The sequence below is a fragment of the Sporosarcina sp. FSL K6-3508 genome (assembly GCF_038615825.1).
In the GTDB taxonomy this organism is placed as follows: Bacteria; Bacillota; Bacilli; order Bacillales_A; family Planococcaceae; genus Sporosarcina; species Sporosarcina newyorkensis.
The window spans coordinates 799,195-825,003 of sequence record NZ_CP152016.1; the positions used below are offsets into that span (position 1 = coordinate 799,195).

Consider the following 25,809-nt stretch of genomic DNA (forward strand, 5'->3'; position numbering starts at 1 on the left):
TATATAAATAATAGTAGTAAGCGCTTACAAGTCGAAGTTATAATAGATTGCTAAATAACTCAAGCAACTAAGTTTACACCAACTAAAATTGATTCGTTTTATCTAAAATATTAATAAGTTCCGGTACTGTTGGTACAATTAATATAAATAATTATGCTTTTAGGTTAATTGCATGTATCTTTAGTAGTATTTGGTAGAATATTTTTACTTTTAGTTCAATGTCATAAAAGCCATTGTAAAAGAGATAGCGCAGTAAAATATAATTAAACTAAAGACCCAGAAGAAGATCACTATATTTGAATTATTTTGAATAATTTATAACTTGATGATAGGGTTAAAGAGAGAGCTTAGTATTGGTTCACAATAAGATCTCACTTTGCACTAAACAATGTAGAAAAACAAATTAAAAGGAGTGAACACATTGTCTCTATCCGTTAAGCAACTATTGGAGAACAAAGGGATTCAGGCTAAGCCGGAACATTTGGAGATCTTGGAAAGTCGCTGGAAGGGTATGCAAGAGTTAAGAGGGACATTAAAGGGTGTTAAAATCGAAGACGCCGATATCGGGCTTCGCAATATTCCCGGAGGTGATCATATTGGCTAAAGAATTGATTCAGAAATCTGTTGAAGAATTGGCTCCGCTTATACAAAATGGCTCCTTATCTCCTGTTGATTTAACGAAGGCGGTTTTAGACCATGCTGAGGACACTCAGGAATCCATTAATGCGTATATGACCATCTATCGTGATGAAGCAGAGCAGTCAGCCCGTGAGGCAGAAAAAGAAATTAAAGAAGGAAAGTATCGGGGAATGTATCACGGTATCCCGATGGCCTTAAAAGATAATTTATATTTCAAAAATAAAGTGACTACAATGTCATCTAAAATCCATAAAGATTTTGTTCCGGACGATGATGCAACTGTTGTTAGCAAGTTGCGGGACGCAGGTGTAATTTTTACCGGCAAACTGAGTATGCACGAATACGCATGGGGGATCACTAATAATAATCCTCATTACGGAGCGGTCAGAAACCCATGGGATACCGATAAAATACCAGGCGGTTCGAGTGGCGGTTCCGGAGCAGCTGTGGCGGTAGGTTCGAGTGTTGCTTCACTTGGAACAGACACGGCAGGCTCCATTCGGATTCCGTCATCCATTTGCGGAATTGTCGGATTAAAACCGACGCATGGACGAGTTAGCAAATATGGCTGTTATCCATTAGCTTGGACACTGGACCATATTGGACCTATGACGAAAACAATCAAGGATGCGGCGGGAATGATGGATATCATTTCAGGATACGACCAGAAAGATCCCACTTCTGTAAATACACCGGTCGATCAGTATTTGCAAAAGATCCAAGGCAATGTGAAAGACTTGGTAATCGGAGTGAATGAAGAGTACTTCTTTAAACAAGTCGATAATGAAGTAGATCAAATCGTACGGAAAAACATACAAGCCCTTGTAGATCAAGGAGCTAAAGTAGAAATCGTTAATATTCCTTCACTTCAATATGCGGAGTGGGCAGAGTTAGTTACTTCGCTTTCTGAAGCATCTGCAATTCACCATGAAGATATGTTGAAGAGACCACAAGATTTTGGCGATGATATCCGCATGTTGTTTGAACTGGGTGAACTGCCGTCGGCTGTAGATTATTTACAAGCACAGCAAGTCAGACGACAGTTGAAACAGGAATTTCAGCAAGCATTCCAGAAAGTGGATGTAATGATCGCGCCGACGTTGCCTGTAGTCGCCAGTACAATTGGGGATGACACCGTTGATCTGAATGGTCAGCAAGTCGATTTGATTGATAATATTATTCGTTTCACTGGACCAAGTAACTTAACAGGTTTGCCGGCTTTATCGATACCTGGAGGGCTAAAAGGGAATCTGCCGGTTGGCGTCCAGATTATCGGGCCTGCATTTGCTGAAGCTCGTATACTTGATGTAGGCTATGCAATCGAACAGACAAACCCAATGAAAGACAGAAAGCCTGAGTTGTTAACTCGAGCTTAAAATCAATCAAAAACTCCGCGATCAACCCATGATCGCGGAGTTTCGGTTAGGTACACGCTCTTCGACTAAGCGGTACTTAACTATTCGACGTATAGTTTCTTCCCTATCACAAACCCAGCTGCACCAAACTTCAACCCAAATCCGTTTGTGCAATTGGTATTACTATAAGTATAGCCTGTGAAGAACAGAATAAACGCAAATCATCGAACTGTGAGAAATGTCATGCCCCTGTAGTGTTTGGCATCATAATGACATAAATTACACCAACCTTACAACTGTCTTTCATTAAGATAACATATGAAAAACCTTCCGACTTTATGCATGAAGAGTCGGAAGGTTTTGTCACATTAATTTAGAAATAAACATTGTCGCAATACCAAAATAGATCAGCAAGGAAAGAATATCATTGATCGTTGTGATCAGAGGACCGGATGCTACAGCAGGGTCGACTTTGAACTTATTGAGGATCAAGGGAATAACAGTACCGGCAATTGTCCCGATGATCAATGTTGCAACGAGTGAGGAACCAACGACCAATCCGAGTGTAAAGCTTCCTTGCCAAACATACGCAATGACAGAAATAACTGCCCCGCATACGACACCCAATATAACGCCGACAATTAATTCTCGAAATATTAAATGCAGGGATTTTTTCATGGTCATGTCTTCAGACACTAAACCGCGCACAACGACAGCGAGTGACTGTGTACCGGTATTACCTGTCATACCTGCAATCATTGGCATAAAAAAGGCAAGTGCAACGACTGCTTCGAGGGTCTCTTCAAAACGAGAAATGATACTGCCTGAAACGAGCCCGATAAAAAGTAATAATATAAGCCAAGGAAGTCTACGATAGGCAGCAACTAGGGGTTTTGTATGGAAGTCAATCGATTTACCGGAAGCAAAAAGCATTTCGATGTCTTTATCTGCCTCTCTGACGACAATGTCGAGGACTTCGTCAGCCCTGATGATCCCAATCAATATATTATTTTCATTGACTACAGGAAGGGACACAAAATCAAAACGCCCAATCATTTTGGCAACTTCACCTTGCTTGGTCGTATCAAACACTTTGGCGATCGAAGTTTGCATAATATCTTTTACGCATTCATCAGCTTCAGCAAGCAACAAGTCCTTATAGGATAATACGCCAACTAATTGTTTATCATCGTTAATGATATATACATAATTTAGATAATGGGCGAAAGCTTCATAATGCTTTAATTTTTCCACAGCTTTTGTGACGCTATAAGTTTGATGAACCCATACATAACGAGTCCTCATAATTCGACCTGCAGAATCTTTTGGATACTTTCTCTGTTGGCGAATATACTTTTTTTCTTCCTGTCGCATTTCAGCAATTAATTTTTCAACTTGTTTATCGGGAAGATCTGAAAGCAGATAGGATAAGTCTTCACTTTTCATTTGATCAAGTAATTCTGTTGAACGAATCGGGCCTACTAATTCAAGCACCCGCAGTTGTTCATTTCTAGTTAGGGACCCGAGCATTTTGATCAATTTATCAGTGTCCAATACTTCCAAAAAGATTGGATGTCGCTTTCTTGGCAGCCGTCGGTATTGTGCAGCAACTTCAGAAGGCTCTAATTCATCAATCGCCTTTTTCAAGGACTCTAAATTACCGTCCTTCGTCAGTTTTATAATAGCTCTTGAAATATCATCTCTATTGTTTGTCAATGGCATGGTCAGCACCCCAATCGTTTAAAGATAATTGTTGTCTCTCTTGCTATCCCCCAAATGAAGAAAAAACAAACAATAGTAAACCTGGCTAAGTGCATAAGTTTTTCCAATCAAAAAAGAGCCTCCTATGTGGAGACTCTTGTATCTTTAAATCAAATAAGTGGACCTCTGCCATGAGGTGCCGGGTCATTTAATGGGTCATAAAGATCGGAATCGACTAATACCAATATTTTCCCATGTTCGAACTGTTCATTATATTGATGTGCTTCTTCATCTGGAATCCCCATGCCGATTAAAGCACCCGCCAGACCGCCTACACCGGCACCTGCAGCCGCGCCCGTGATGCCCGCTACAATTGGTCCTGCTGCAATAATCGGACCGACGCCAGGTATAGCCAAGGCCCCAAGGCCCGTTAAAATGCCGCCTAATCCTCCAATTAACCCTCCAGTTGCTGCTCCTGTCGCTGCGCCTTCACCTGCATGCGTATCCGTTTCTTCCACTACATGTTCTACTTGATCGGAGCTTCGACTGATTACTGAAATTTCATCCGCAGTAAATCCTTGGCGTTTAAGATTTTCAATCGCTGCAATTGCTTCTGTATCCGTGTCATATGTTCCTACCACTTGTCTTCTAACCATAAAAAATTCCCTCCTTGAACTAAATTCTCTTATTTTCTCACTACAGAGAATTTACCCTTTTTTTAATAGATAAAACGTTAGAAGAAATAAGAGATATTTCGACAGTAGTTGATAGACTTATTGGACAAAATACCTGTTTCTTAAGCAATTTTCTATTAAGGAGCCATACTTGTAACAATAGACTTATCTTTGTAATGGATTCGACTGATAGTTGTAATGTAACTGTAACAGTAGCTTGGTAAGCTGAGTCTATTAAAAAGTTAGGGGTGGCATATTGAAGAAGTTTTTATTTTCATTAACAGTAGCCATGTTGATTACTATTTTCACAAGCGGAATGAATGAAACATCTGCAGCTACATCTGTTCATACAGTGAAAAAAGGCGATAGCTTATATAAAATCTCACAGATACATAAAGTTTCCGTAGCAGATTTGAAAAAATGGAATAACTTAAAGTCATCGGTTATTCATCCAAACCAAAAACTGCGTTTAGTTAAGCCGTCAAAAGTTGCTTCCAGTACATCTTCAAACAAGAGCAAAACACCATCACGCTCTGACGGACCACAAGTCGTTAAAGAGTTCATGGTGAGTGCAACAGCATATACGGCACATTGTAATGGGTGTACGGGCTTGACGAAAACAGGTTTAAACTTACGTAAAAACCCAGATTTGAAAGTGATTGCAGTCGATCCAAGTGTCATTAAATTAGGCACGAAAGTCCATGTCGAAGGGTATGGATATGCGGTTGCTGGAGATATTGGCAGCGCAATTAAAGGAAATAAGATCGATGTCTTCATTCCAAATAAGACACGCGCGTACCAATGGGGCCGCAAGAATGTGAAAATCAAGATTCTTGATTGAAAATAAACCTAGTTCGGCTTTATGCTGGATTAGGTTTATTTTATTTCTCTGTTCCTATTTCAGAATAGGAGAAGGTGAATGCCATATAAAAAAACATGAATCCTTTTAAAAAGGAATTCATGTTTCTATTATACAAATGAAACGATTTGATTTTTCCCATTTTGCTTTGCTCTATAGAGCGCTAAATCAGCTAGGTGAAATAAATCTTTAAAGCTTACAACATCGCGCATCAGATTATCACCAATACCAATACTAATTGTAATATTTTCAGGGACAGTTTGTAGATCCAGTGGTATAGTTTCAATTTTCTTTGCGATGAGTAAAGCTTTCTTCTTCGCTTGCTCTCGCGATATTCCATGCATGACCAACACAAATTCGTCACCACCGAAACGTCCTAAGATGTCGTCTCTCCGAATTAGAGAAGAACAAACCTTTGCTACCATTTTAATTGCTTCATCACCTGCTAAATGACCGTACGTATCATTGATAGATTTTAAATTATCAATATCAAAGGCGATACAAACAATAGATTCCTTCGTATGTGAAGCAGCAGCCAATAAACGATCCGTCGTTTCCTCTAAATACCTTCGGTTATACAAACCTGTTAGATAGTCGAGATGCTCATTTGTTTTCTTAGAAGAGGCTTGCAATCGGAGTTTTAATTCTAAAGCAGCTTTCCCCCAATTGTAGCTTTCGAGTTCATGTAATAAATCAATATATTCCTTTTGTATGATCGCCAATTCATCATAACTAAAAAGATGTTCTGCTAATTCAATTCGTTTCTGTTGAATTTCTTTCAATAAAAAATTATCGTGAAGCAATAGGTCACTTTCTTTGACCGTTGTATAAAATTGAAACGCTTTCTTTTGGTCACCAAGGAGTTCGTAAAGCCGGCCTTTTAAGATTGTTAAAAAGGCCTTCTCCTGTGGATACTTTTGTAACTCTGGGAGCTGATCTAAACATTTTATACTTGTCATCGCAATGTCAGAACGCTTCATATTGAGGGCAGATTCAACTAAATATAGATGCCCGCGAATCGAAAGGATAAAGCGATCTGCCACGTATAAGTTTGCATATTTAACTGCAGATTGGGCAGCTTTCAGAGCTTCAGAAAATTGATTGGTTTTATTGAGCGTATGGCTTAAGTTACTATAGGCCATGCTCACATACACGAAATTCTCTGTTTCTAGAGCTATCGAGAGTACGTCTTCCAGCAACTTTTGCCCATGTTCAAAGTCGTTTGATATAAAACTGACGAAATATTGTAAATAATACGAGCGCATCCAGTCTTGCTTGGCACCGAATGATAGACAATTTTCATGGTGAGCTTCAATATGGAAAAGAACTTTTTTGAGATCACCAACATAATAATTGGAGAGCGCACTGAAGTAATGAGCATATAAAATGGCTTTCGGATCTGCATACTGAGTGCCTTTCTTCAATAATTCCTCTGCAGTCTTTATGACTAGTTCGTATTTACCTTCACTTCGTAAATGGCTAATAGAGTTTTGTAATGTAGCTAACTCCTTTTCGTGAAGCATATTAGCCCCTCCCATAAACTTTGAATTTTACTAGCTATCATGAGTAAAGACCTATGTTTGTGAAAAATATATGCCTCAATTATAACATGATTTTCCAATAAAAATGACAGTTAAATGAAAAAGAACGTAAATAAATAAAGTTTTAGAACATTATTCTAGTTTTTTATACCTTTTGGTATGTTTACTAAACATAATACTTTAGGTTTATTTGAAGGTTGGATAAGTGATTTGAAAATCAAATCAGTTAGATTGTATTTCTTTAAACAATTTAATGAAACGATCGGGGTTATCCACTACTTCAAATGTAAATACGCCTTCGTGGGTATGAAGATAAAAAAGACCTGTTTGACCAGAGAAAGGACGATATGATAGATCAAACACATGCTCAAGTGGAAATGTGCGTTGGGAGGTAGTGATACGATCCTGGAACAAATGAATAGAGTGAAAAGATTTAAGGTATGTTTGTTCCAGGCGGTCAACGACCCGTTGGATAGATACGTAAGAAATTGAATGGATTAGTTGATCAGCTGAGTTGCTCATAATAAAACCTCCTGTATCGCGTATCATATCATATGCGAACAACTTCACAAAAAGTTGCACTTACTATTTGGGCTCTAAATTTTTCTGACAGCTCGAATAAACTGAACAACGGCAACAATAAACAAAAAGGTAATCGCACCTGCCATGTCCAAATAGACATCTTGAATGGTAGCGGTTCGTCCTCCTGTAAAAGATTGGTGTAACTCATCAGCGCAAGCTAATATTAATGTAAGAAGAGCAGCCCCTAATAAGCGCCCTTTTCGTTTTGGCAGTATCCAATAGATTACTAAAGAAAGAAATCCGAACGTTAAAAAGTGTGCAGCTTTACGAATTAAAAATTCTACAAAGTAATAGTAACCGCGTTCGTCAACTGAAATTATGCGGTCCCAATAGAAAAACTCCAATTCGGACAGGACAGCTTTGCCAGGTTCATTAGGCAGCAGCCGTTCAAGCGTAGAGACAAGAGATTGCTGTTCGTAAGTTTGACTCGATGAAATTGCCAAGCCTACTAAAAGGGCTATAAGTATAAGAATCACAATAAATTTTTTCATAGTTGGATTGTATCACAGAACCCCCTTTCCTTGTCGTATAGTAAAATTGTAAACTCCTATATAAAAATATAAACATCTTCTATATATATACCGTACCCTTTGTAGAATACTAGATACCATTATACATGAAATGTCTCCTTAAATTTCCACTTACTATTGTAAAAAGATATGCTAATATTTAACTCGAGTGGTTGAAATAAGCCCTAACCCCCAATCATACATACAAGATATTCTAGCTATATCGAAAAACTGAATGATTACGGAATAATAAATAGGGTATAAGAACAAAAGAACGTTTTTATACTACTCAACGTTTTCTACAAGCTCTTTGGAAACCTAGTAGTTTCCAAGCAGTATTAGAAGAATTAAAAGGAGGAAATTTTTCCATGAAGGTTCAATCAAAAAAATACAGCAAATACATTACAGGCGTAGCATCAGCAGCATTAGTTGCATCAGCGGTGGCACCAGTTGTCAGTGCGGCAGATTTCAATGACGTACTGGAAAACAACTCTCACAAGCCGGCAATTGACGCTCTGTCAAACGCAGGTGTTATTTCTGGATATCCTGACGGTTCTTTTAAACCAAATAAAACGTTAACTCGTTCTGACGTAGTGAAATTGATGGGTAAATGGCTCGTCTCTATGGGATATGAAATACCTAAAGACTATAAAACAAACCCTCGTTTCAAAGACTTAACGTCTAAGTCTAACGATGAACTCTTACAATCAGCAGCTATTGTTAAAGATAATAATGTCTTCAAAGGATACGAAGACGGCACATTAAAGGCAACTGGCAATATCACACGCGAAAATATGGCGATCGTCCTCGTTCGTGCATATGATGCAGTGAATAAAACAGATCTATTAACTTTTGTTAAAGAAGAAAAGTTTGATAAAGATGTTGTAGATTTGGCTAAAGCTAAAGCTGAAGCACGTCCTTACATTGACGTACTCGACTACTTCGATATCACGAACCCAGCTGCACCAAACTTCAGACCAAAAGAAACTACAACACGTGCACAATTCGCTTCTTTCTTATATAAAACTAGTGAAGTAGAGAAGCCAGGTGAAGAAACGCCTGAGGCACCGGAAGTAGCTGAAGTGACTGCAGTAGAAGCAATCAGCGACAAAGAATTGGAATTGAAAGGGACAAACCTACACCTTCTAAAAGCTGAACAGCTTAAAGTAGAAGGTAATGAACTAGTTTCATTCAATGCCAATCAAGATGGAACTCAAGCAACAGTTGAATTGAAAGACGAATTGACTTCTGGAAAAGAGATGACACTTACTGTCACGACTAAAACAGAAGGACAGCCCGATCAAGAGAAAACTTTCAAATTCACTTATGAGTTGAAGGTTGGTAAAGTGGTTGCGACTACTACTCAGGTGAATGAGACTGGCGAGCAATTCCTTGAATTCAATGTAGATGGTAAACTAGCAGACTTAAAGAAATTGAACGAAGCAGGTTATACAGTTGAGTTCCAAGCTACGAAAAATAATGTACTAAAGAATGCGAAGACCGGTGAATTGAATGCAGATCAACTAAATGCGAATGATACTTTCTCTTATAAAGTAGTAGTATCAAAAGACGGAAAAACGGTTGAATCGGACTTGGTAGATGTAAAAGTATTGAACTACGGTTCTTATGTTTCTACTATTAATGAAGTAACTGTTACGCAAGGTGGTACGACAGTAGAAAGCGGTAAAGTATCTCTTGATGAAGATGAAGGTAAAGTTACTGTAAAAGCGACTAAAGCGACAACAGTAAATGGCACTTCTGTAAGTAATCCTAATGCAACTTACACATCATCGAATCCTAGTGTTGCTACAGTCAACTCAAGCACTGGCGCTGTGGAACTTGTTAGCCCTGGTGAAGTCAATATTGTGGTGAAAGCAGATGGAGCTACTAAGAATGTTCCATTGACAGTGGTATCAGGTAAACGTGCAGCTGCTGAAGTAGTTGCTTCACCAACTTCAGCAAAAGTATTGAAAGACAAAACTTCAGATATCGGGTTGACAGTTAAAGATCAATACGGTGAGTTGTATACAGGTGCATTAACTGTTACTTCTAAGGACGAAACAATTGCTACAGCTACTATTGATACAGTAACTAAAGGTAAGTCAGCTGTTCACATTAACGGAGTGAAGACAGGAACAACAGAAATCCAAATCAAAGCAGGCGATAAAGTCCTTTCAACAATTGCAGTTAACGTTTCTGACAATTCACAAGTAGCTACTAGAAAATTAGAAACTAAATCGGCTTCTGACGATCTACAATTAGATGTGATGAAAGGTTCCGAAGACAAGACTGTAGAGTTGGTTTGGAAACAATATAATGAGCAAGGTTTCTACCTTGGAAATGATCTTATCCCAGTTGCGAATTATACTGTAACTTCATCTAATGAAGACGTAGCAAAAGTCAGCAAAGATGCTAATGGTGTAATTACAGTTGAAGGATTAAAAGCAGGAAATACAACGATTACGATTAAAGAAGGCAGTGTAACACGAGCGACAGCTGAAATTAAAGTAGTAAATACTACCCCTTCTATCGCTTCAGTGAGTTTTGAGAAAACAGAACCGGTTACTAAAGTTGGAAACTTTAGTAGTGCTGTAGTGAAAGAAGAGGGTATTAAGCTAACTTCTTCTGAATACAAAGCTAAAATTGCTGCAGATGGTACGATTTATATTGAATTAGACAAAGTGGATGGTTACTCAGCGACTGAGGATGTTAAATTAGGAACTATTGCAACAAGCTACTCAGGTAATGCGACAGCACTTGGTTTGAAAGTAGTTAACGGAAACATTACAGGTACTGCAACAGCAGGCGACAATGGTACGATTGTTGTTAAAGTTAACCGTACAGATGAAACTGCTCCAGTTGGAACTAGTAATATTGAGGTAAGTGTACCAAAATAATAACGAAATTAATCATGTACATGAATAACTAACAACACCCAAGCTCTATTCCTTGAAGACGTTCAAGGAATAGAGCTTTTTACGTTTACTAAGCTACGTACCAAGGGTACAGATAGAATAGAAAGTTTAAAAGATTGAGAGGAGTGGGAGGATGCGTTGGTTTGAAGGAATCTATTTTACGACATTGTTGATTGTGCTTTTATTGCTAGCTGTACCAATTACAATTGCAATAATCCTGTATTTCTTTGATCGACGTCAAAAACAGCATGCGATTTTACGTAATTATCCTGTACTTGGCAGAGTACGTTATATGTTTGAGAAGGCGGGACCGGAAGTACGACAGTACTTATTCAATGACGATAACAGCGGCAAGCCGTTTAGCCGAGAAGAGTATTTACATATGGTCATGCCGGGAAAGTATTTGAATAGTGTCATCGGTTTTGGTTCGAAACGGGATTTTCAAGAGCCGGGTCATTACATTCGAAACGCCATGTTCACGAAGCAAAATGATGAGATGCGTGTAGATAATGATAACTTGATGAAGACGATGCGCTATGAGGTAGATCAAGATAACTTATTTTCACGTAAAGAACATCGAGAGGAAATTACCACACTTCCTTGGCTGCTTCCTGAAGAAGATGCGATTGTGTTAGGACCCAATTGTGAGCAGCCATTTGTCGTACGCAGTTTGCTCGGGCAGTCAGGAATGAGCTATGGAGCTTTAGGAGACCATGCGATCACTGCGTTGTCAAAGGGGATTGGCATGGCGCAGGGTGCGTGGATGAACACTGGGGAAGGCGGTGTCTCGGATCACCATCTAGCTGGCGGTGCAGATATCATTGCACAGATCGGCTCAGGTTTATTCGGTTTCCGAACTGAAGAAGGAGACTTTGATTTGGAAAAGGTGAAAGAAAAGGCTAAAGTACCTCAAATTAAAGCATTCGAAATCAAGTTGGCGCAAGGTGCAAAAATGCGTGGCGGTCATGTAGAAGGTGAAAAGGTGACCGAAGAAATTGCGGCCATACGAAATGTCGTTCCTTTTACTTCTATTAATAGCCCGAATCGCTTCAATCAGTTCAATGACTATCCTACATTGTTCACATTCATTGAAGATATTCGTACTGCTGGCGGCAAGCCGGTCGGCATGAAAATCGTCATTGGAGGGAAGGAAGACGCTGAAGAACTTGCGGAACAGCTGGCGGAAACTGGTATGGGGCCCGATTTTATTTCATTGGACGGGGCAGAGGGCGGTTCCGGTGCAACCTATCAAGACTTAGCGGATAGTGTTGGGCTGCCGTTACGTTCTGCGCTTGTCATATTGGATGATGCGTTGCGAAAGTACGAGGTGCGAGATCGAGTGAAAATCATTGCTTCTGGTAAGATCATTACACCGGACAAAGCGGCCATCGCGTTGGCGTTAGGTGCAGATCTTGTGCAAATCGCCCGGGGATTCATGATTTCCGTAGGCTGTATTATGGCGGAACGCTGCCATACAAATACATGCCCGGCGGGGGTAGCGACGACGGATAAACACTTGCAGAGAGCGCTCGTTGTGGAAGAGAAAAAGTTTCGTGTCACCAATTATATCTTGACGATGAGGGAAGGATTGTTTCGCGTAGCTGCTGCGGCGGGTCTGGACTCTCCAACGAAGTTCGAACGTCATCATGTCATTTATAAGGATGAACGGGGAAGGATCCATTCTGTAGAGTAAAAAAGACTCGATGAATATTCATCGAGTCTTTTTTTAGGTTTATATTCTTCTGAAGCTATTGAATTTAGATTTCCAGTACGGGTTGCTTAAGCTGACAACCTCTGATTTTTTTCCACCAGCATGAACGAACTTGTTATTACCGACATAGATTCCAACATGGGAAATGCCTTTTCGATATGTATTGTGGAAGAATACGAGATCACCTGGTTTAGGTGAGTTGATTTTAGCGGACTGCGTGTACTGTCCTGTTGTTGTTCTGGAAACAGACTTACCATTTTTCTTGAATGCATATTGGATAAATCCGCTGCAATCAAATCCTTTTGTTGTCGTACCGCCGAAGCGATATGGAATACCTCTCAAATTCATTGCAGTTTTGACAACTCCCGCACTGCTTTTGGCAGGCGTGGATGCTGCAACCGACTTAGCAGAAGACTTTGCCAAAAGTGAGCTAAGTACATAACCCTTTTTACCATTGATTTTTACTTTGTACCATAGTTCAGAACCTGAATTCTTTTGATGGGTCAGTTGTACTCGTGTACCTTTTTTTAATGTGAAGACAATTCTATGTTTAGTGCCCGCATCAGCACGGACATTTATATTATGTTTCGTTATGTATGTACCACTTTTCGCTGTTGCCTTACTTGCCGCATCAGCACTTCCTCCTGCAAACCCCGCGACCATTACTGCTGCCATCAATAGTGAACACAAAAACTTCTTCATCATGACTCTCCTTCGAAATAATGTATGTCTCTCTAGCTGCAAGTTACATCTTACATGACTTGTAGAAACGAAACATTACGTTCTTGTTAAGAAGAGGTTACAGTCTTGTAATCATATTAATAGATTGTAATAAAGCAAGCCAGCCGCCCCAAAATCGGAGCGGCTGATTTCACAATGATTTATCGGCACTGTCTTGGTAAGGATTATAGATCTTTTACTATAATTAAATCGGATTCGCCGGATATGCCTTTATAATTGGAGATGAATTACCTGTCTTCTTCATTTAAAACTGTTTCTTCTTGATTGTCTGCAGCCAAAACTTCTGGAGGTACAGGATTTTTCAATGGTTCATAGCCGCCGTATGAGGGCTCATTTTCTTCAAACTGTTTTGCCTTTTTGGCATGTTGATCTTTCAAAAATGGATCTGCTTCATTTTCGGCATCCGAAACTTGTTTTGAAGCAGCAGGGGCTAGATTGTCCGTATAAAAAGGCTCGTCTTTTGAATACACACTGAATGCCCATCCTTCATCCACATACAGCAGCATACCGCCATGCTGCACTTCTTCATAATAGCGATCGATTTCAATTTCATTCATACCGACACTATCCATCATTCGCTTTACTTGATTTTCTCCGGTAAGGAACCCGATAAACCGATCTGTCCAAGTACCATAAGCTGCATGTACATCGGCTGCAGTCTGGTTTCTAAGCATGGAGACATCGTTTTCATTCTTGGCGATTACGTAAATATTGTCGGCAAGATAGCCCGTCAGCTTTAGTTCCTCTATCTTGTCGAGAAGGTCAGAGTCGTTATAATATACACCGATAAATGTCTTGTTGTTTGGTTCAACCATTATTCTTCCTCCTCTAACTTTTAAGTTTATTTGGTATAGATACAATACCCTCAGGAATAATATAAAAACCTTGAAGGGAATCAATTTTAATTCTGTTTATAGAACTAGCACAATCTGGAAAGTTATATGCAATGGAGTGTACATTATAATGTTCGTTACTAACCTCGTATATAGTTACCTTACTAGTTCTATATATTGTCATAAATTATCAAAACCTTTGTCAGCGTTTTACAATTATGTTAGGATACAATCTAGAGTCTAGAAAAGAAAGGGTCGGTTACAATGAAGAAAAGACATTTGATGGTGCCGCTTGGTTTATCTCTTCTATTATTAGGAGCTTGCAGCGGGGACGCTGAAGAAGATAAGAAAGCGGATCAGGAGCAAACCGAACCAGCTGAAAAAGAAACACCAGGCGTGGTAGATAAATCCGATACTACGACTTCCAACGATGAGCTAAAAGAGGAACTCGCTAAAGAAGAAGGTGTATCGCAAGTAAGCTTAATTATTACAGAAGATGCGGGTGGTTATGTATTACTTGATTTCGAAGTATCCGAGGATATGAAAAAAGAGCAGGCTGAAGAACTCGCCAAGAAATTCTTTACACGCATTGAAAAAGAATATCCAGATCACAGTATAGATATCCAAGCAAGAAAGAGCGGGGAAACCTTCGCTCAAGAAACAAAGGAAGCAAAAGCAGAAAAATAACTATCTAAATGATTGCATATTGTATTATTGGCATTCGCTTAAATAGACATAAAAAACATTGCAGAGGAAAAGTCTCCGCAATGTGGTAAAATTATATTATGCGTTCTGGTCAGGAACGTTACAGTGAGTCATCATTCGATATCTATCCGAATGATGACTTTTTAATCTACCGTACTCGCTACACGGATATCAGCCGCCTTTTTAGAAGAAACCCGTTCACCTATTTTCATTGCAATCATATAGAATACGAATGCAATAACAATTCCAATAATCCATGCGATATCCATCCCACCCATTGCTTTTGACAGAGCGCCTTGGTATATCTCTGTATTAATAAAGGGGACTTGACAAAGTATTGTAAATAAGTAGATACCCATCGTTTTATAATTTAGTTTTCCGAATATGCCATCCTTTTTCATAAAATCCTCGTGGTGAAATCTTCTTTTTAATACATAGAAATCTGTCAAGTTGATAACGCTCCATGGGATAATAAAAAATAACACAAAACCCAAGTAGATTTGAAAGTTTGACATGAAGTTACCAGCACCTGCAGTTGCGGCGAAGCCAATGACAATACCAATTAACACAGAGATAATGATACGTAATCTTCCTGAAGTTCTAAAAGACCAAAAATTACTCGCGATCGATAGCACGATAATGCCCGCACCATAAATATTTAATGAATTGATGATAAGGACACCTAGAGAGAGCAAGATGACAATAGAATATCCTAACACACCGCCCATGTTTTTAATTTCACCCATTATATTTCCGTTTACCACCATTGTAGCAATAGCTGCGCCAATCAGCATAAGCCAAGCAGAACTCATGAAGCTGCCGCTCGCCGTGTATAAAAAGGTTTTGCGTGCATCTTTTGCTTTCATAAATCGAGAATGATCGGATACATAAGGACCGTACGTAATTTGCCATGTCACACAGATGGAAGTCGCTAAAATGAATGCAGTCCAGGTGAATGTTCCTTGTCTTAACAAATCCATCGACAATTGACTTATGACCAAGCCTGAAAGCACAACGAAAACCAACGTGTAACCGACTGTGTAGAATTTCATTGATTTTTGAATAATATTTTGTCCGTAGATCGCCAAAAGAACCATAGGGATTAAGCCAAGAATGACTGTGATATTGATGTTAAGTCCGATTGTCTCTTGTATGCCTTGTGCGACTAAGATCGTATTCATGGCACCATAACCGAAATACATTGTCAATATGATTAGCATCGGTAAAATAACGCCGAAATAACCGAATTGAGCGCGACTTTGCAGCACTTGCGGGATACCTAACTTCGGTCCTTGAGCTGAATGTAAGCCCATAATAACCGCACCGATGGCATGACCGAGAAGAATTGCTAGTGCCGCCCACCAGAAGTTTAATCCAATGATGATTGCTAACGCTCCGGTCACAAGGGTAGTAGATACTGTACTTGCTGCAAACCAAGTGAAAAATAGTTCTTTAGGATTCCCTTTCCGATCAACTTCCGGTATATATTCAAAACCGACCTGCTCAATAGCCTTTGATTTTTCTTTACCCATTGAAATGCCTCCTTTAAGCTAAGCGAATAGGGGGAGGGGCAATCACCCCTCCTATTTACTAACAAATTGACTCAGTGAACTCCAAAATTCCTGTTGAACTTCAATTACTTCATCGATAGCTTCTTTTTGATTGGGATACAATTTATCTGGATAACCTTGTGAACCGGAAGCGTATGGATCCGTTACGTCAGTTTCTATACCACTCAAACGTTCAATAATTTTTAGTGTACAAAAGGGAACATACGCATTACTGTACCCCCCTTCATGGCAGAAGACGATTTTTCCATCGCAATGCGTGTCGGCGATTCTTAACATACAATCTGTTAATTGACCGAAGCCTTCAGCTGTCATCATCATGCGGCCGAGGGGATCAAACATGCCTGGATCTTGACCAGCTGAAATAATAACTAATTCAGGCTTGAAATCAGCTGCGATAGGTTCCACGATTGACTTGAACGCGTGAACATAACCTGCATCTCCGGTACCTGGAGGTAATGGAATATTTACGTTGTATCCGCGTCCAGCTTCAGCTCCAACATCTTCTTTAAAGCCTGTATTATTCGGAAAGCTTAAGTGCTGATGGATTGAAAAAAATAAAACATTTGGATCCTCATAAAAGGCTTGTTCAGTGCCATTGCCATGATGAACATCCCAGTCGAGTACAAGTACTCGTTTTAAGCCGTATTTCTTGCGTGCATATTGAGCCGCAATTGCTACGTTATTAAAAATACAAAAGCCAATGCCTTTTTCTCGTTCTGCGTGATGACCAGGGGGGCGAGTCATTGCGTAAACATTATTAACTTCACCTTCCATAACGGCATCTACTGCACGTAAAGCTCCTCCGGTAGATAGCAGTGCAATTTCATAGGAACCCCTGCCTACAATCGCATGGTCTCCCGCGTCGCCACCCGTCGTATCACTTAATTTCTTTACTCTTTCTACATATTCAGGTGCATGAAAATATTCTATTTCTTCTTTCGTAGCGGAACGCGGTTCAATTTGTTCAAGCTTTTTCATCAATCCGCATCGTGCAAGTAGATTGTTGACCCGTCTTTTTGTTTCAGGGTGCTCCACGAACACATCAGTCTGCATATATCCTCCTGAAGGTAAGTAAAGAGTCCCGCTGCCGTTATCGTGCCAGAAATAACTTTCGTCAAAAATATATCCAGTGCCCATCTGAATCCCTCCAAAATTTATTTTAGAATAAATGGTAAAAGATGAATGAATATCAGTCATTAGATTACAAAAATATAAGTGAGTAAGCGTTTTCAATTGTATGTCAAAATAACTGTTATCTTATGCTAAAATAGATGGAGTAACATAAAAGAAAAAATTATGTTGAAATACAAAATGTGACGTAATCGTGACTTTTCAATCTCTTGATTCCTCACATTAAATGAATATCAATCATTTGTCAATGATAAATTTTAGATAATTCAAAACATATGAATGAGTGTCACCATGGTGTGGAGATACATGAACAAGTTGTAAGGAGAGAATATTTACTATATACTATCTGAAATCTATTTATAGAAAGAAGGAAGTTCATTGGGGAAAAAAACAGCGATAATTCATTCAGCTATAGAGGTATTTCAAGAGCAGGGAATCGAGAAAACGAAGATCTCGGATATTGTTAAACGTGCTGGAATTGCACAAGGAACTTTCTATTTATACTTTCCATCCAAACTGTCATTGATGCCTGCAATCGCAGAAGAGATGGTGGCGAAGACAATGGATATTGTGCAACGTACAGTTGATGATCGAGCAGCTTATTCAAAGCAATTCGAACAGATGGTAGATGCGATATATGAAGTGAACAGGGAGTATTACGAAATAATGGCTGTAATTTACTCAGGACTTGCCTCCACAGAGCATATTAGGGAATGGGAATCGATATATGCTCCATTTTATGAATGGATCAGTGAGAAGCTTGAAGCGGCAAGGGAAGAAGGAGCTATTCGTCAGTCAATAAAGCCGGAGCGAACTGCAAAAGTCATCATAGGTCTGATCGAATCGACGGCAGAACAAGTATTTTTGTATGCTCATCGTGACGAAAGTGAGGCGGATCGCCAAAAAGAAGAGGTATTGGATTTTCTGTCACACGCATTACAATTCAAGACTGTGAAAAGTTAACATGGCACGTTGTTAACTTTTATGATAAAATGAATGACAGTCAGTCAAATAAATGAGACATAGAAATACGGAGGGAATAGTATGAGTAAGGCTTGGATGTATGTAGCGTTAACTAGCTTCTTTGAGTTAGTTTGGATATTTGGTTTTAACACAGCAAGTCAGTGGTGGCACTGGATTTTCATTGTCGGTTTTATATTTATTGATTTTCATTTCTTGACGAAGGCATGTGAAGGTTTGCCGACGGGCACGGTATACGCAGTATTTGCAGGTATCGGAACGGTCGGGACATCTCTGATGGACGTGCTTTTCTTCGGTGAACATATTAGTTTAGGAAAAATATTTTTTATATTCATCTTGGTTCTTGGAGTGGCAGGTTTAAAAATAGCGGATGGAATTGATGAGAAGAAAGCATTGAAAGAGGTGGAGAAGCATGGGATGGACGCTGGTGTTCTTGGCCGCTCTGAGTGAGTTTGTCGGAGTAATCGGATTGAAGAAATTTAGTGAAAACAGAAGCTGGGCTACTGGTTTAATGTATTATGGGGGTTTTGGGACGGCATTCTTCTTCCTCTATAACTCCTTTAAATATTTGCAAGTGAGCACGGCATACGCTGTCTGGATCGGCGTAGGTACAGCAGGGGCTGTTCTGATTAATATGATTTTTTTTGGCGAATCAAAAAGTGTCGGAAGAGTTGCGAGTTTATGTTTGATCGTATTTGGAGTAGTTGGATTAAAGGCTTTATCATAAAAAGAAGGAACAGTCGACGGTTTAGATCGACTGCCCCTTCTTTTTTTTATTGACCGAGCAACCTTCGCTCGAAATCCGAAATAGACATTCCAGAATGAACACGCTGGCGTTTTAGATGAAATGGTGAGTCCCCTTGGAAAACGTTTCCTTCGGTGATCGTATAAGCACTTTTCATGCCCGCCACTTTACTCGCTCGTATAGCCTCTGTGTTACGAAGACCATATGGATAGGCAAGCGCGGAAACTGGAGGTTGCTCAGGAAGGATGCTTCCTATTTTTTGATTGGCCATGGTAAGATCTGTATAGATTGCCGATCTTGGCGTATATTCCAAGAGTGCTAGTCCAGTCATCGAATTAAAACCATGCAAGTCATATGTGTGGTTTTGGTAGGAAATCATATCCTGAGTTGACCGAATTTGTTCTTCTGTTAAATAACCGGGACGTTCTATACGGCTCGCTATCAAGAATGCCGTCGCTTTGAAACGATGGGATTTTAAAATAGGGTATGCTAAATCGGCAGTTGAGGAATAGCCGTCGTCAAATGTAATAAGGACTGATTTTTCCGGAAGCTTAATTTTCTTTTGAAGCCAAAGTGTTAAATCATCAGTGGAAATCGTATGCCAATTGTTTTTCTTTAAATAGGCCATCTGAGATTTGAATTTATCCACTTCCAAAATAGAAACATTTGTACCTTCTTTTTTCTTGACTAAATCATGATACATAAGTACAGGTATACCTTTTTGAACTTTTACGTCTTTCCTGTAGATATACCCCGTCTTGCCGCCGAACACGATAGGATAGTAATCACCACGCAGACGTTGCGTGTAAATTACTTGCTTTGGTTGGATATGGCCAAGCTCAGTTGATTTAATGTTTCGATTCGAATAGATTTTCACATGCTTTTTTGTAAGCAGTCGAACAGGGTTTGCGCTTTTCAATTGATCTGCATCTTGATGAATCATTTTTGCTTTCTGCTTGGAAAATTTGACTTCCAAGTCACCGATCTTTGTATAGTGAAAACGTTGATCGGACTTGGTTATAGTATGTATTGTTCCTTTAGAAAACACTGCGATTTTTTCGGTGTCTTTAAAAACAGGTGTAGTAGCTGCGATCTTTATAACAGATGTGGTAGCTGCTTCAGTGGTAGGTGTGGAAATAAACAAGCTGCATAATAAAACAGCCACCAACAATAACTTCTTCATTCTTCTTTCTAACCCCTATCTATAATGTCCTTTTCTAATAGTATGTTGTACTCTGGGGTAAAGCAAGATGCATATACGAAAAATCATGCAGTTTTTGTGAAGAATCTGGTAAGGGTCTTGTGTACACTATATAGAAGAACAATTTCATACTCGAAAAAAGGACATACCCGAAAAATGCTAGGGCATGTCCTTTTTAATTGAATCCAAAGGCTAGCGATAGAGATGCGTAGATTCTAAGGAGCGCTTCTCTATTTCTCTTTCTAACAATCGTATGAACTCAGGGCTTAGTTTTAGTCGTTGAGCTTGTTGATAAGAATAGAGCAGCATTTGATCGGACAATTGAAACATAATTGAACCGCCTCCCTTTCGTATGAATATCAAGCATCCAACCTGCATAGACTTTTTAGGATGTTATACAATATTTTAACAGTAAAGCAACAAAAGAACAACCGTTCGTTTTATCAACAAGAGCAGTGGATAAGCTGTGCGTACCCTGTGCATAGTTGTTCAAAACATAAAAGAGACGCGGTGGATTATGTGTGTAAAGTTATAAACAAAAATAAGTTGTCGTAAATTGTCGAAACATTCTTAACGATTTATTACCATTTTAAAGTGTTAGTGTGGATGGATCTAATAGTTGGGTTGCAACAAAGTTTATAAAAAACATAATATTTTTTTAGATATTTCCAATATGCAATATATCGCTCCGTGCCGCGTATGTAAGCGTATTCAACTATTTTTGATTAGTCGCAATTGATTAAAAACTTTAAAAATACAGTTGACCTTTCATTGTTTACAAGATATGATAGCAACAATCTAGTTCATAGCTGTGAAACTTTTCACTGGCTGTTCAGAATATTCAACTGAATTCAATTGTTTGGAAATTGGTTCGTTCGATTAGTTTAGGAGAGATCGCAATGAGAAGTGACATGATTAAAAAAGGAATCGATCGTGCACCACATCGTAGCTTACTTTATGCAGCAGGTGTAAAAACGAAAGATATGAACAAACCATTTATTGGAGTATGTAATTCGTATATTGATATTATACCGGGACATATGCATTTGAATAAATTTGCAGAAGTCGTAAAAGAAGCAATTTGGGAAGCGGGCGGCGTACCGTTTGAATTCAATACAATTGGTGTAGATGATGGTATCGCGATGGGGCATATTGGAATGCGTTATTCATTACCAAGTCGTGAACTGATCGCGGATGCGGCAGAGACTGTCATAAATGCACACTGGTTTGATGGAGTCTTCTATATACCGAACTGTGATAAGATCACACCTGGTATGTTGATGGCAGCAGTTCGTACGAATGTACCTTCCGTATTTGTTTCAGGAGGACCAATGGAAGCTGGCGTATCGGCAACAGGCGAACCCCTTTCATTAACATCCGTATTTGAAGGTGTCGGCGCTTATAAAAGCGGTCAGATGTCGGCAGAAACATTAAAGGATATTGAAGAAAATGCTTGTCCTTCATGTGGGTCTTGCTCGGGAATGTTTACTGCGAACTCCATGAACTCCTTAATGGAAATGCTCGGTATGGCCTTGCCAGGAAATGCGACAATTCTCGCAACTTCCGACGAACGTCATACGTTGATCAAGCAGGCAGCAAAGCACTTGATGAACTGTATTGAAAAAGATATTAAACCACGCGATATTATTACTAAAGAAACGATCGATGATGCATTCGCGCTCGATATGGCGATGGGTGGTTCGACAAATACTGTCCTTCATACATTGGCAATCGCTCACGAAGCAGAGATCGACTACAATATTGAAGATGTAAATGAAGTTGCAAAACGAGTACCATATTTGTCCAAGATCATGCCGGCATCCGATTATTCTATGCATGACATACATCTAGCCGGTGGTGTAAGCGCAATTGTCAATGAATTGTGTAAAATTGACGGGGCCATCCATAAAGATCGAATAACCATTACAGGTAAAACAATTGCAGAAGATGTCGCTGGACATGAGATCACGAATACAGACGTCATTCGAACAAAAGATAACCCATATAGTCCAGTCGGTGGTCTTTCAATCTTATTTGGCAATATTGCACCTGAGGGCTCTGTAATTAAAGTAGGAGCCGTAGATCCTTCCATTAAAGATTTTAGAGGAGAAGCGATTGTCTTTGAATCTCAGGAAGAAGCGCAGGAAAATATCGATAATGGCACAGTGCAAGCAGGCCATGTAGTCGTCATTCGATATGAAGGGCCTAAAGGCGGTCCAGGAATGCCAGAAATGTTGGCTCCTACTTCCGCAATTATGGGGAGAGGGCTCGGGAAAGAAGTAGCTCTTATCACAGATGGACGTTTCTCTGGAGCATCCAGAGGTATTTCCATCGGACACATTTCACCTGAAGCTGCAGAGGGTGGACCAATTGCTCTTGTTGAGAATGGCGATATTATTGAAATCGATCTGATCAACCGAACAATCGAGCTTGAAGTTTCGGATGAAGTGTTGGCGGAACGTCGACACGCTTTAAAACCATTTGAACCAAAAATTAAAAAAGGATATCTAGGTAGATATTCTAAGTTGGTTACTTCAGCAAGTACAGGTGGAGTAATGAAAATATAATAAATCAATTACGCCTCGGCGTAATTGCGTCCAGATTTTGAATTGTGCTTAGGCCAGCGTGACGCAGGTCAGTTAACCTTTGCCTGCGTACCTCTTTTGTTCAGCGGGTGTTTGAATACCCACTGAACAGGATAAAGATTACATTCATCTCATCACCTATATAGGTGAGAGTCTTCAGTTGAATAAAGATAAAACGTTGATGAGGTAAAAGTAAGTAGAAACTTGTATTCACAGAGAGCCGGTCATGCTGGAAGCCGGCAATACAACTATTTACGACATCCCCTCGGAGTGGACTGTTAAAAGGTATGCCGATTAGGCAGTCCCGGGCTCGGCAATTGGGCTCGTTAGCAATGAAAAAGTCAGGTTTCGACTTGCTTTTTCGTAAGGTGACTCAGGTCACGAACTAGGGTGGTACCATGAAAGCTTTTTCATCCCTATGTGAAGAAATTCGGTTTCTTTGCGTGGGATGAAAAGGCTTTTTTTTAGGAGAAAATGCTGAATATTATGCCATTGAGTATCATCATATAGAAGAAAATTGTAAGGAGGAGTTCATTATGAGTGCTAAAGTAAAAGAAGAACAAACTGCTGTAGCAACAAAACCTAGGGAACAATCCAATAAAAAACCTGCTGATGGCTCTGCTATCTTGATCCAATTATTAAAAGAACAAAATGTTGAGATGGTCTTTGGATATCCCGGAGGGGCAGTTCTCCCAATCTATGATGCTTTGTATAATGACCCCATTCCACATGTCTTGGCACGACATGAACAAGGAGCAATTCACGCTGCAGAAGGTTATGCGCGAGTTTCTCGAAAAACTGGAGTCGTTATTGCAACATCAGGACCAGGTGCGACGAACCTAGTAACAGGTATTACGGATGCCATGATGGATTCTTTGCCACTGGTAGTCATCACAGGCCAGGTTGCAAGCACGGTGATTGGAACCGACGCTTTCCAGGAAGCAGATATTATCGGAATTACACAGCCGATTACAAAACATAACTATCAAGTTCAAGACGTAGCAGATCTTCCGCGTATTATTCGTGAAGCATTTCATATTGCATCTACGGGAAGACCGGGACCAGTTGTTGTGGATATACCGAAGAATGTTGCTACAGAAATTTTTGTACCGGTGGAGAAGGACAATAAAGAAGTGAATTTGCCAGGATATCAGCCGACTAAGCATCCTAATTATCTGCAAATTCAAAAAGCGGCACAAGCACTTTCTACCGCAAAGAAACCTATGATTCTTGCGGGAGCAGGTATACTCCATGCAGGCGGGTCAGAAGAACTGAAAGAACTGGTGGAAAAGCATAGAATCCCAGTTACAAACACATTATTGGGATTGGGCTCTATCCATGGTGATCATGAATTATTCTTTGGAATGGCAGGAATGCACGGTACGGCAACAGCAAACTATGCATTAAGCGAATGTGATGTACTGTTGAATATCGGTGCCCGCTTCGATGACCGCCTGACGGGTAATTTGAATTCATTTTTACCGAATGCCCGTGTCATACACGTGGATATTGATCCCGCGGAAATCGGAAAAAATGTTCCAACTGAAATTCCGATTGTGTCGGATGCGAAGGAAGCTTTACTTGCGTTGATAAATGCGGATTTCAAATCACCGGACACAGACGGATGGGTTGAATATCTGAAAAATATGTCGAACGAATATCCACTTTGGTATAAGGAAGATGAAAATGATCTATTGCCGCAGCAAGCGCTTGAAATCATTCATCGCATAACAAAAGGGGATGCAATCGTTACGACAGATGTAGGTCAACATCAAATGTGGGCGGCTCAATATTATCGCTTGAATAACCCGGATAATTGGGTCACTTCAGGCGGGCTAGGGACTATGGGATTCGGCTTCCCGGCAGCAATTGGCGCTCAGCTTGCTAAACCTGAAGCGCGAGTCATCTCAATTGTGGGAGATGCAGGCTTTCAGATGACAGCTCAAGAATTATCGTTGCTTCAAGAACTTCGAATTCCGGTTAAAGTCATTATCTTAAATAACGGTGCACTCGGGATGGTTCGTCAGTGGCAAGAAACTTTTTATGAAGAACGTTATTCCCAGTCGCTAATTCCGGTACAACCAGACTTTATTAAATTAGCTGAAGCATACGATCTGAAAGGATACCGGATTCAGACGCTGGAAGAAGCAGAAAAAGTATTTGAAGAAGCTCTATTGTCTGATGAACCAGTTGTGATCGACTGTCGGGTAAAACAATTGGAAAATGTCTATCCGATGGTTGCACCAGGCAAAGGCTTACAGGAAATGATTGGGGTGAGTCCTAAATGAAACGAATCATTACAGTAACAGTCATCAACCAAAGCGGTGTATTAAACCGAGTGACAGGACTTCTCATGAAGCGGCAATTCAATATTGAAAGTATCACTGTCGGTCCTACTGAACAGCCGAACAGATCCAAAATGACGTTTCAAGTTCATGTAGAAGATGAAAACAAAATCGAACAACTTGTAAAACAACTGCAAAAGCAGATTGATGTTATTACAGTTAAAGATATAACAGACAAAGCGATCGTGCTGCGTGAGCTGGCTTTAGTAAAGGTGATCTCGCCACCGCAGATCCGTTCTGAAATGAATAGTATTGTAGAACCTTTCCGGGCGACAATTGTCGATTCAGGAAAGAATGTAGTAACTTACCAAGTAACGGGTGATCCAGATAAAATCGAGGCTTTTATCGATTTGCTGAAACCATATGGCATCAAAGAATTAACCAGAACTGGCGCAACGGCGTTTGCCCGTGATATGCAAAAAGTTCAAGCACCACAGTTGTCAATCTTAAAACAATAATTCAAACACACTTAGGAGGAAATTAAA

23 protein-coding genes and 1 other annotated feature are annotated in these 25,809 nt (G+C 39.8%); of the genes, 12 read left to right on the forward strand and 11 right to left on the reverse strand.

Annotated features, from left to right (window positions below; translation table 11 throughout):
- The first annotated feature begins 421 nt into the window (after positions 1–421).
- Together MKX97_RS03695 and MKX97_RS03700 are read left to right on the forward strand one after the other, a co-directional pair.
- Entirely contained in the window at positions 422–604 is a 183-nt protein-coding gene (locus MKX97_RS03695) for a hypothetical protein (RefSeq protein ID WP_040758382.1), read from the forward strand.
- Positions 597–2,015, forward strand: a complete 1,419-nt coding sequence (locus MKX97_RS03700) for an amidase (protein WP_342536994.1) — start codon at positions 597–599, stop codon at positions 2,013–2,015. The genes MKX97_RS03695 and MKX97_RS03700 overlap by 8 nt, the downstream gene beginning before the upstream one ends.
- 342 nt (positions 2,016–2,357) lie before the next feature.
- Here the strand turns inward: MKX97_RS03700 and mgtE are convergent, their stop codons facing one another.
- Positions 2,358–3,716 carry a magnesium transporter gene (gene mgtE, locus MKX97_RS03705; RefSeq protein ID WP_342536995.1) on the reverse strand — a complete coding sequence of 453 codons (1,359 nt, stop codon included), beginning with the start codon at positions 3,714–3,716 and terminating at the stop codon, positions 2,358–2,360.
- A 149-nt stretch (positions 3,717–3,865) separates the two neighbouring features.
- Complete coding sequence (locus MKX97_RS03710) at positions 3,866–4,351, reverse strand: general stress protein (protein WP_009765934.1); 486 nt, start codon at positions 4,349–4,351, stop codon at positions 3,866–3,868.
- Between the two features lie 274 nt (positions 4,352–4,625).
- Here MKX97_RS03710 and MKX97_RS03715 point away from each other — a divergent pair, with 274 nt between their 5' ends.
- Positions 4,626–5,210, forward strand: a complete 585-nt coding sequence (locus MKX97_RS03715) for a 3D domain-containing protein (protein ID WP_009765933.1) — start codon at positions 4,626–4,628, stop codon at positions 5,208–5,210.
- 128 nt (positions 5,211–5,338) lie between these two features.
- Here MKX97_RS03715 and MKX97_RS03720 read toward each other — a convergent pair whose 3' ends face one another.
- From MKX97_RS03720 to MKX97_RS03730, 3 genes are all read right to left on the reverse strand, one after another.
- Entirely contained in the window at positions 5,339–6,751 is a 1,413-nt protein-coding gene (locus tag MKX97_RS03720; RefSeq protein ID WP_342536997.1) for a GGDEF domain-containing protein, read from the reverse strand.
- A 240-nt stretch (positions 6,752–6,991) separates the two neighbouring features.
- The gene (locus MKX97_RS03725; protein ID WP_040758379.1) at positions 6,992–7,291 is read right to left on the reverse strand and encodes a hypothetical protein; all 300 of its coding nucleotides are present in this window, start codon (positions 7,289–7,291) and stop codon (positions 6,992–6,994) included.
- Between the two features lie 74 nt (positions 7,292–7,365).
- On the reverse strand, positions 7,366–7,842 hold the full coding sequence (locus MKX97_RS03730; RefSeq protein WP_342536998.1) for a VanZ family protein: 477 nt from the start codon (positions 7,840–7,842) through the stop codon (positions 7,366–7,368).
- A gap of 386 nt (positions 7,843–8,228) precedes the next feature.
- Here MKX97_RS03730 and MKX97_RS03735 point away from each other — a divergent pair, with 386 nt between their 5' ends.
- Together MKX97_RS03735 and MKX97_RS03740 are read left to right on the forward strand one after the other, a co-directional pair.
- Positions 8,229–10,757, forward strand: coding sequence for an S-layer homology domain-containing protein (locus MKX97_RS03735; protein WP_342537000.1), 2,529 nt, complete (start codon positions 8,229–8,231; stop codon positions 10,755–10,757).
- A gap of 151 nt (positions 10,758–10,908) precedes the next feature.
- Positions 10,909–12,468, forward strand: a complete 1,560-nt coding sequence (locus MKX97_RS03740; protein WP_342537001.1) for an FMN-binding glutamate synthase family protein — start codon at positions 10,909–10,911, stop codon at positions 12,466–12,468.
- Positions 12,469–12,507: 39 nt separating this feature from the next.
- Here MKX97_RS03740 and MKX97_RS03745 read toward each other — a convergent pair whose 3' ends face one another.
- Both MKX97_RS03745 and MKX97_RS03750 read right to left on the reverse strand, forming a co-directional pair.
- On the reverse strand, positions 12,508–13,191 hold the full coding sequence (locus MKX97_RS03745) for an NlpC/P60 family protein (protein ID WP_342537002.1): 684 nt from the start codon (positions 13,189–13,191) through the stop codon (positions 12,508–12,510).
- Positions 13,192–13,454: 263 nt separating this feature from the next.
- Complete coding sequence (locus tag MKX97_RS03750; RefSeq protein WP_009765926.1) at positions 13,455–14,042, reverse strand: general stress protein; 588 nt, start codon at positions 14,040–14,042, stop codon at positions 13,455–13,457.
- Between the two features lie 282 nt (positions 14,043–14,324).
- Between MKX97_RS03750 and MKX97_RS03755 the strand changes: the two genes are divergently transcribed.
- Entirely contained in the window at positions 14,325–14,747 is a 423-nt protein-coding gene (locus MKX97_RS03755; RefSeq protein ID WP_342537003.1) for a hypothetical protein, read from the forward strand.
- Positions 14,748–14,908: 161 nt separating this feature from the next.
- On the opposite strand, the gene MKX97_RS03760 is transcribed toward MKX97_RS03755, so the two are convergent.
- Together MKX97_RS03760 and MKX97_RS03765 are read right to left on the reverse strand one after the other, a co-directional pair.
- Entirely contained in the window at positions 14,909–16,297 is a 1,389-nt protein-coding gene (locus tag MKX97_RS03760) for a cytosine permease (RefSeq protein WP_342537004.1), read from the reverse strand.
- Positions 16,298–16,348: 51 nt separating this feature from the next.
- Positions 16,349–17,473: a class II histone deacetylase gene (locus tag MKX97_RS03765; RefSeq protein WP_342537005.1), complete on the reverse strand. Its 1,125-nt coding sequence runs from the start codon at positions 17,471–17,473 to the stop codon at positions 16,349–16,351.
- A gap of 372 nt (positions 17,474–17,845) precedes the next feature.
- On the opposite strand from MKX97_RS03765, the gene MKX97_RS03770 reads away from it, so the two are divergent.
- From MKX97_RS03770 to MKX97_RS03780, 3 genes are all read left to right on the forward strand, one after another.
- Positions 17,846–18,430 (forward strand): TetR family transcriptional regulator, encoded by a 585-nt coding sequence (locus tag MKX97_RS03770; RefSeq protein ID WP_078817211.1) that lies wholly within the window; start codon positions 17,846–17,848, stop codon positions 18,428–18,430.
- An 81-nt stretch (positions 18,431–18,511) separates the two neighbouring features.
- Positions 18,512–18,898, forward strand: coding sequence for a multidrug efflux SMR transporter (locus tag MKX97_RS03775; protein ID WP_009765921.1), 387 nt, complete (start codon positions 18,512–18,514; stop codon positions 18,896–18,898).
- Positions 18,861–19,175, forward strand: a complete 315-nt coding sequence (locus tag MKX97_RS03780; RefSeq protein ID WP_009765920.1) for a multidrug efflux SMR transporter — start codon at positions 18,861–18,863, stop codon at positions 19,173–19,175. Before MKX97_RS03775 ends, MKX97_RS03780 begins: the two co-directional genes overlap by 38 nt.
- Before the next feature lie 46 nt (positions 19,176–19,221).
- On the opposite strand, the gene MKX97_RS03785 is transcribed toward MKX97_RS03780, so the two are convergent.
- On the reverse strand, positions 19,222–20,376 hold the full coding sequence (locus tag MKX97_RS03785; RefSeq protein WP_009765919.1) for a polysaccharide deacetylase family protein: 1,155 nt from the start codon (positions 20,374–20,376) through the stop codon (positions 19,222–19,224).
- 210 nt (positions 20,377–20,586) lie between these two features.
- Positions 20,587–20,724: a sporulation histidine kinase inhibitor Sda gene (locus tag MKX97_RS03790; protein ID WP_078817213.1), complete on the reverse strand. Its 138-nt coding sequence runs from the start codon at positions 20,722–20,724 to the stop codon at positions 20,587–20,589.
- A gap of 569 nt (positions 20,725–21,293) precedes the next feature.
- On the opposite strand from MKX97_RS03790, the gene ilvD reads away from it, so the two are divergent.
- From ilvD to ilvN, 3 genes are all read left to right on the forward strand, one after another.
- Complete coding sequence (ilvD, locus tag MKX97_RS03795) at positions 21,294–22,961, forward strand: dihydroxy-acid dehydratase (RefSeq protein WP_009765918.1); 1,668 nt, start codon at positions 21,294–21,296, stop codon at positions 22,959–22,961.
- Between the two features lie 187 nt (positions 22,962–23,148).
- Positions 23,149–23,400: a binding site (T-box leader), on the forward strand.
- A 115-nt stretch (positions 23,401–23,515) separates the two neighbouring features.
- Positions 23,516–25,267, forward strand: a complete 1,752-nt coding sequence (gene ilvB / locus MKX97_RS03800; protein WP_009765917.1) for a biosynthetic-type acetolactate synthase large subunit — start codon at positions 23,516–23,518, stop codon at positions 25,265–25,267.
- Positions 25,264–25,782 (forward strand): acetolactate synthase small subunit, encoded by a 519-nt coding sequence (gene ilvN / locus MKX97_RS03805; RefSeq protein ID WP_009765916.1) that lies wholly within the window; start codon positions 25,264–25,266, stop codon positions 25,780–25,782. Before ilvB ends, ilvN begins: the two co-directional genes overlap by 4 nt.
- Positions 25,783–25,809 lie beyond the last annotated feature (27 nt).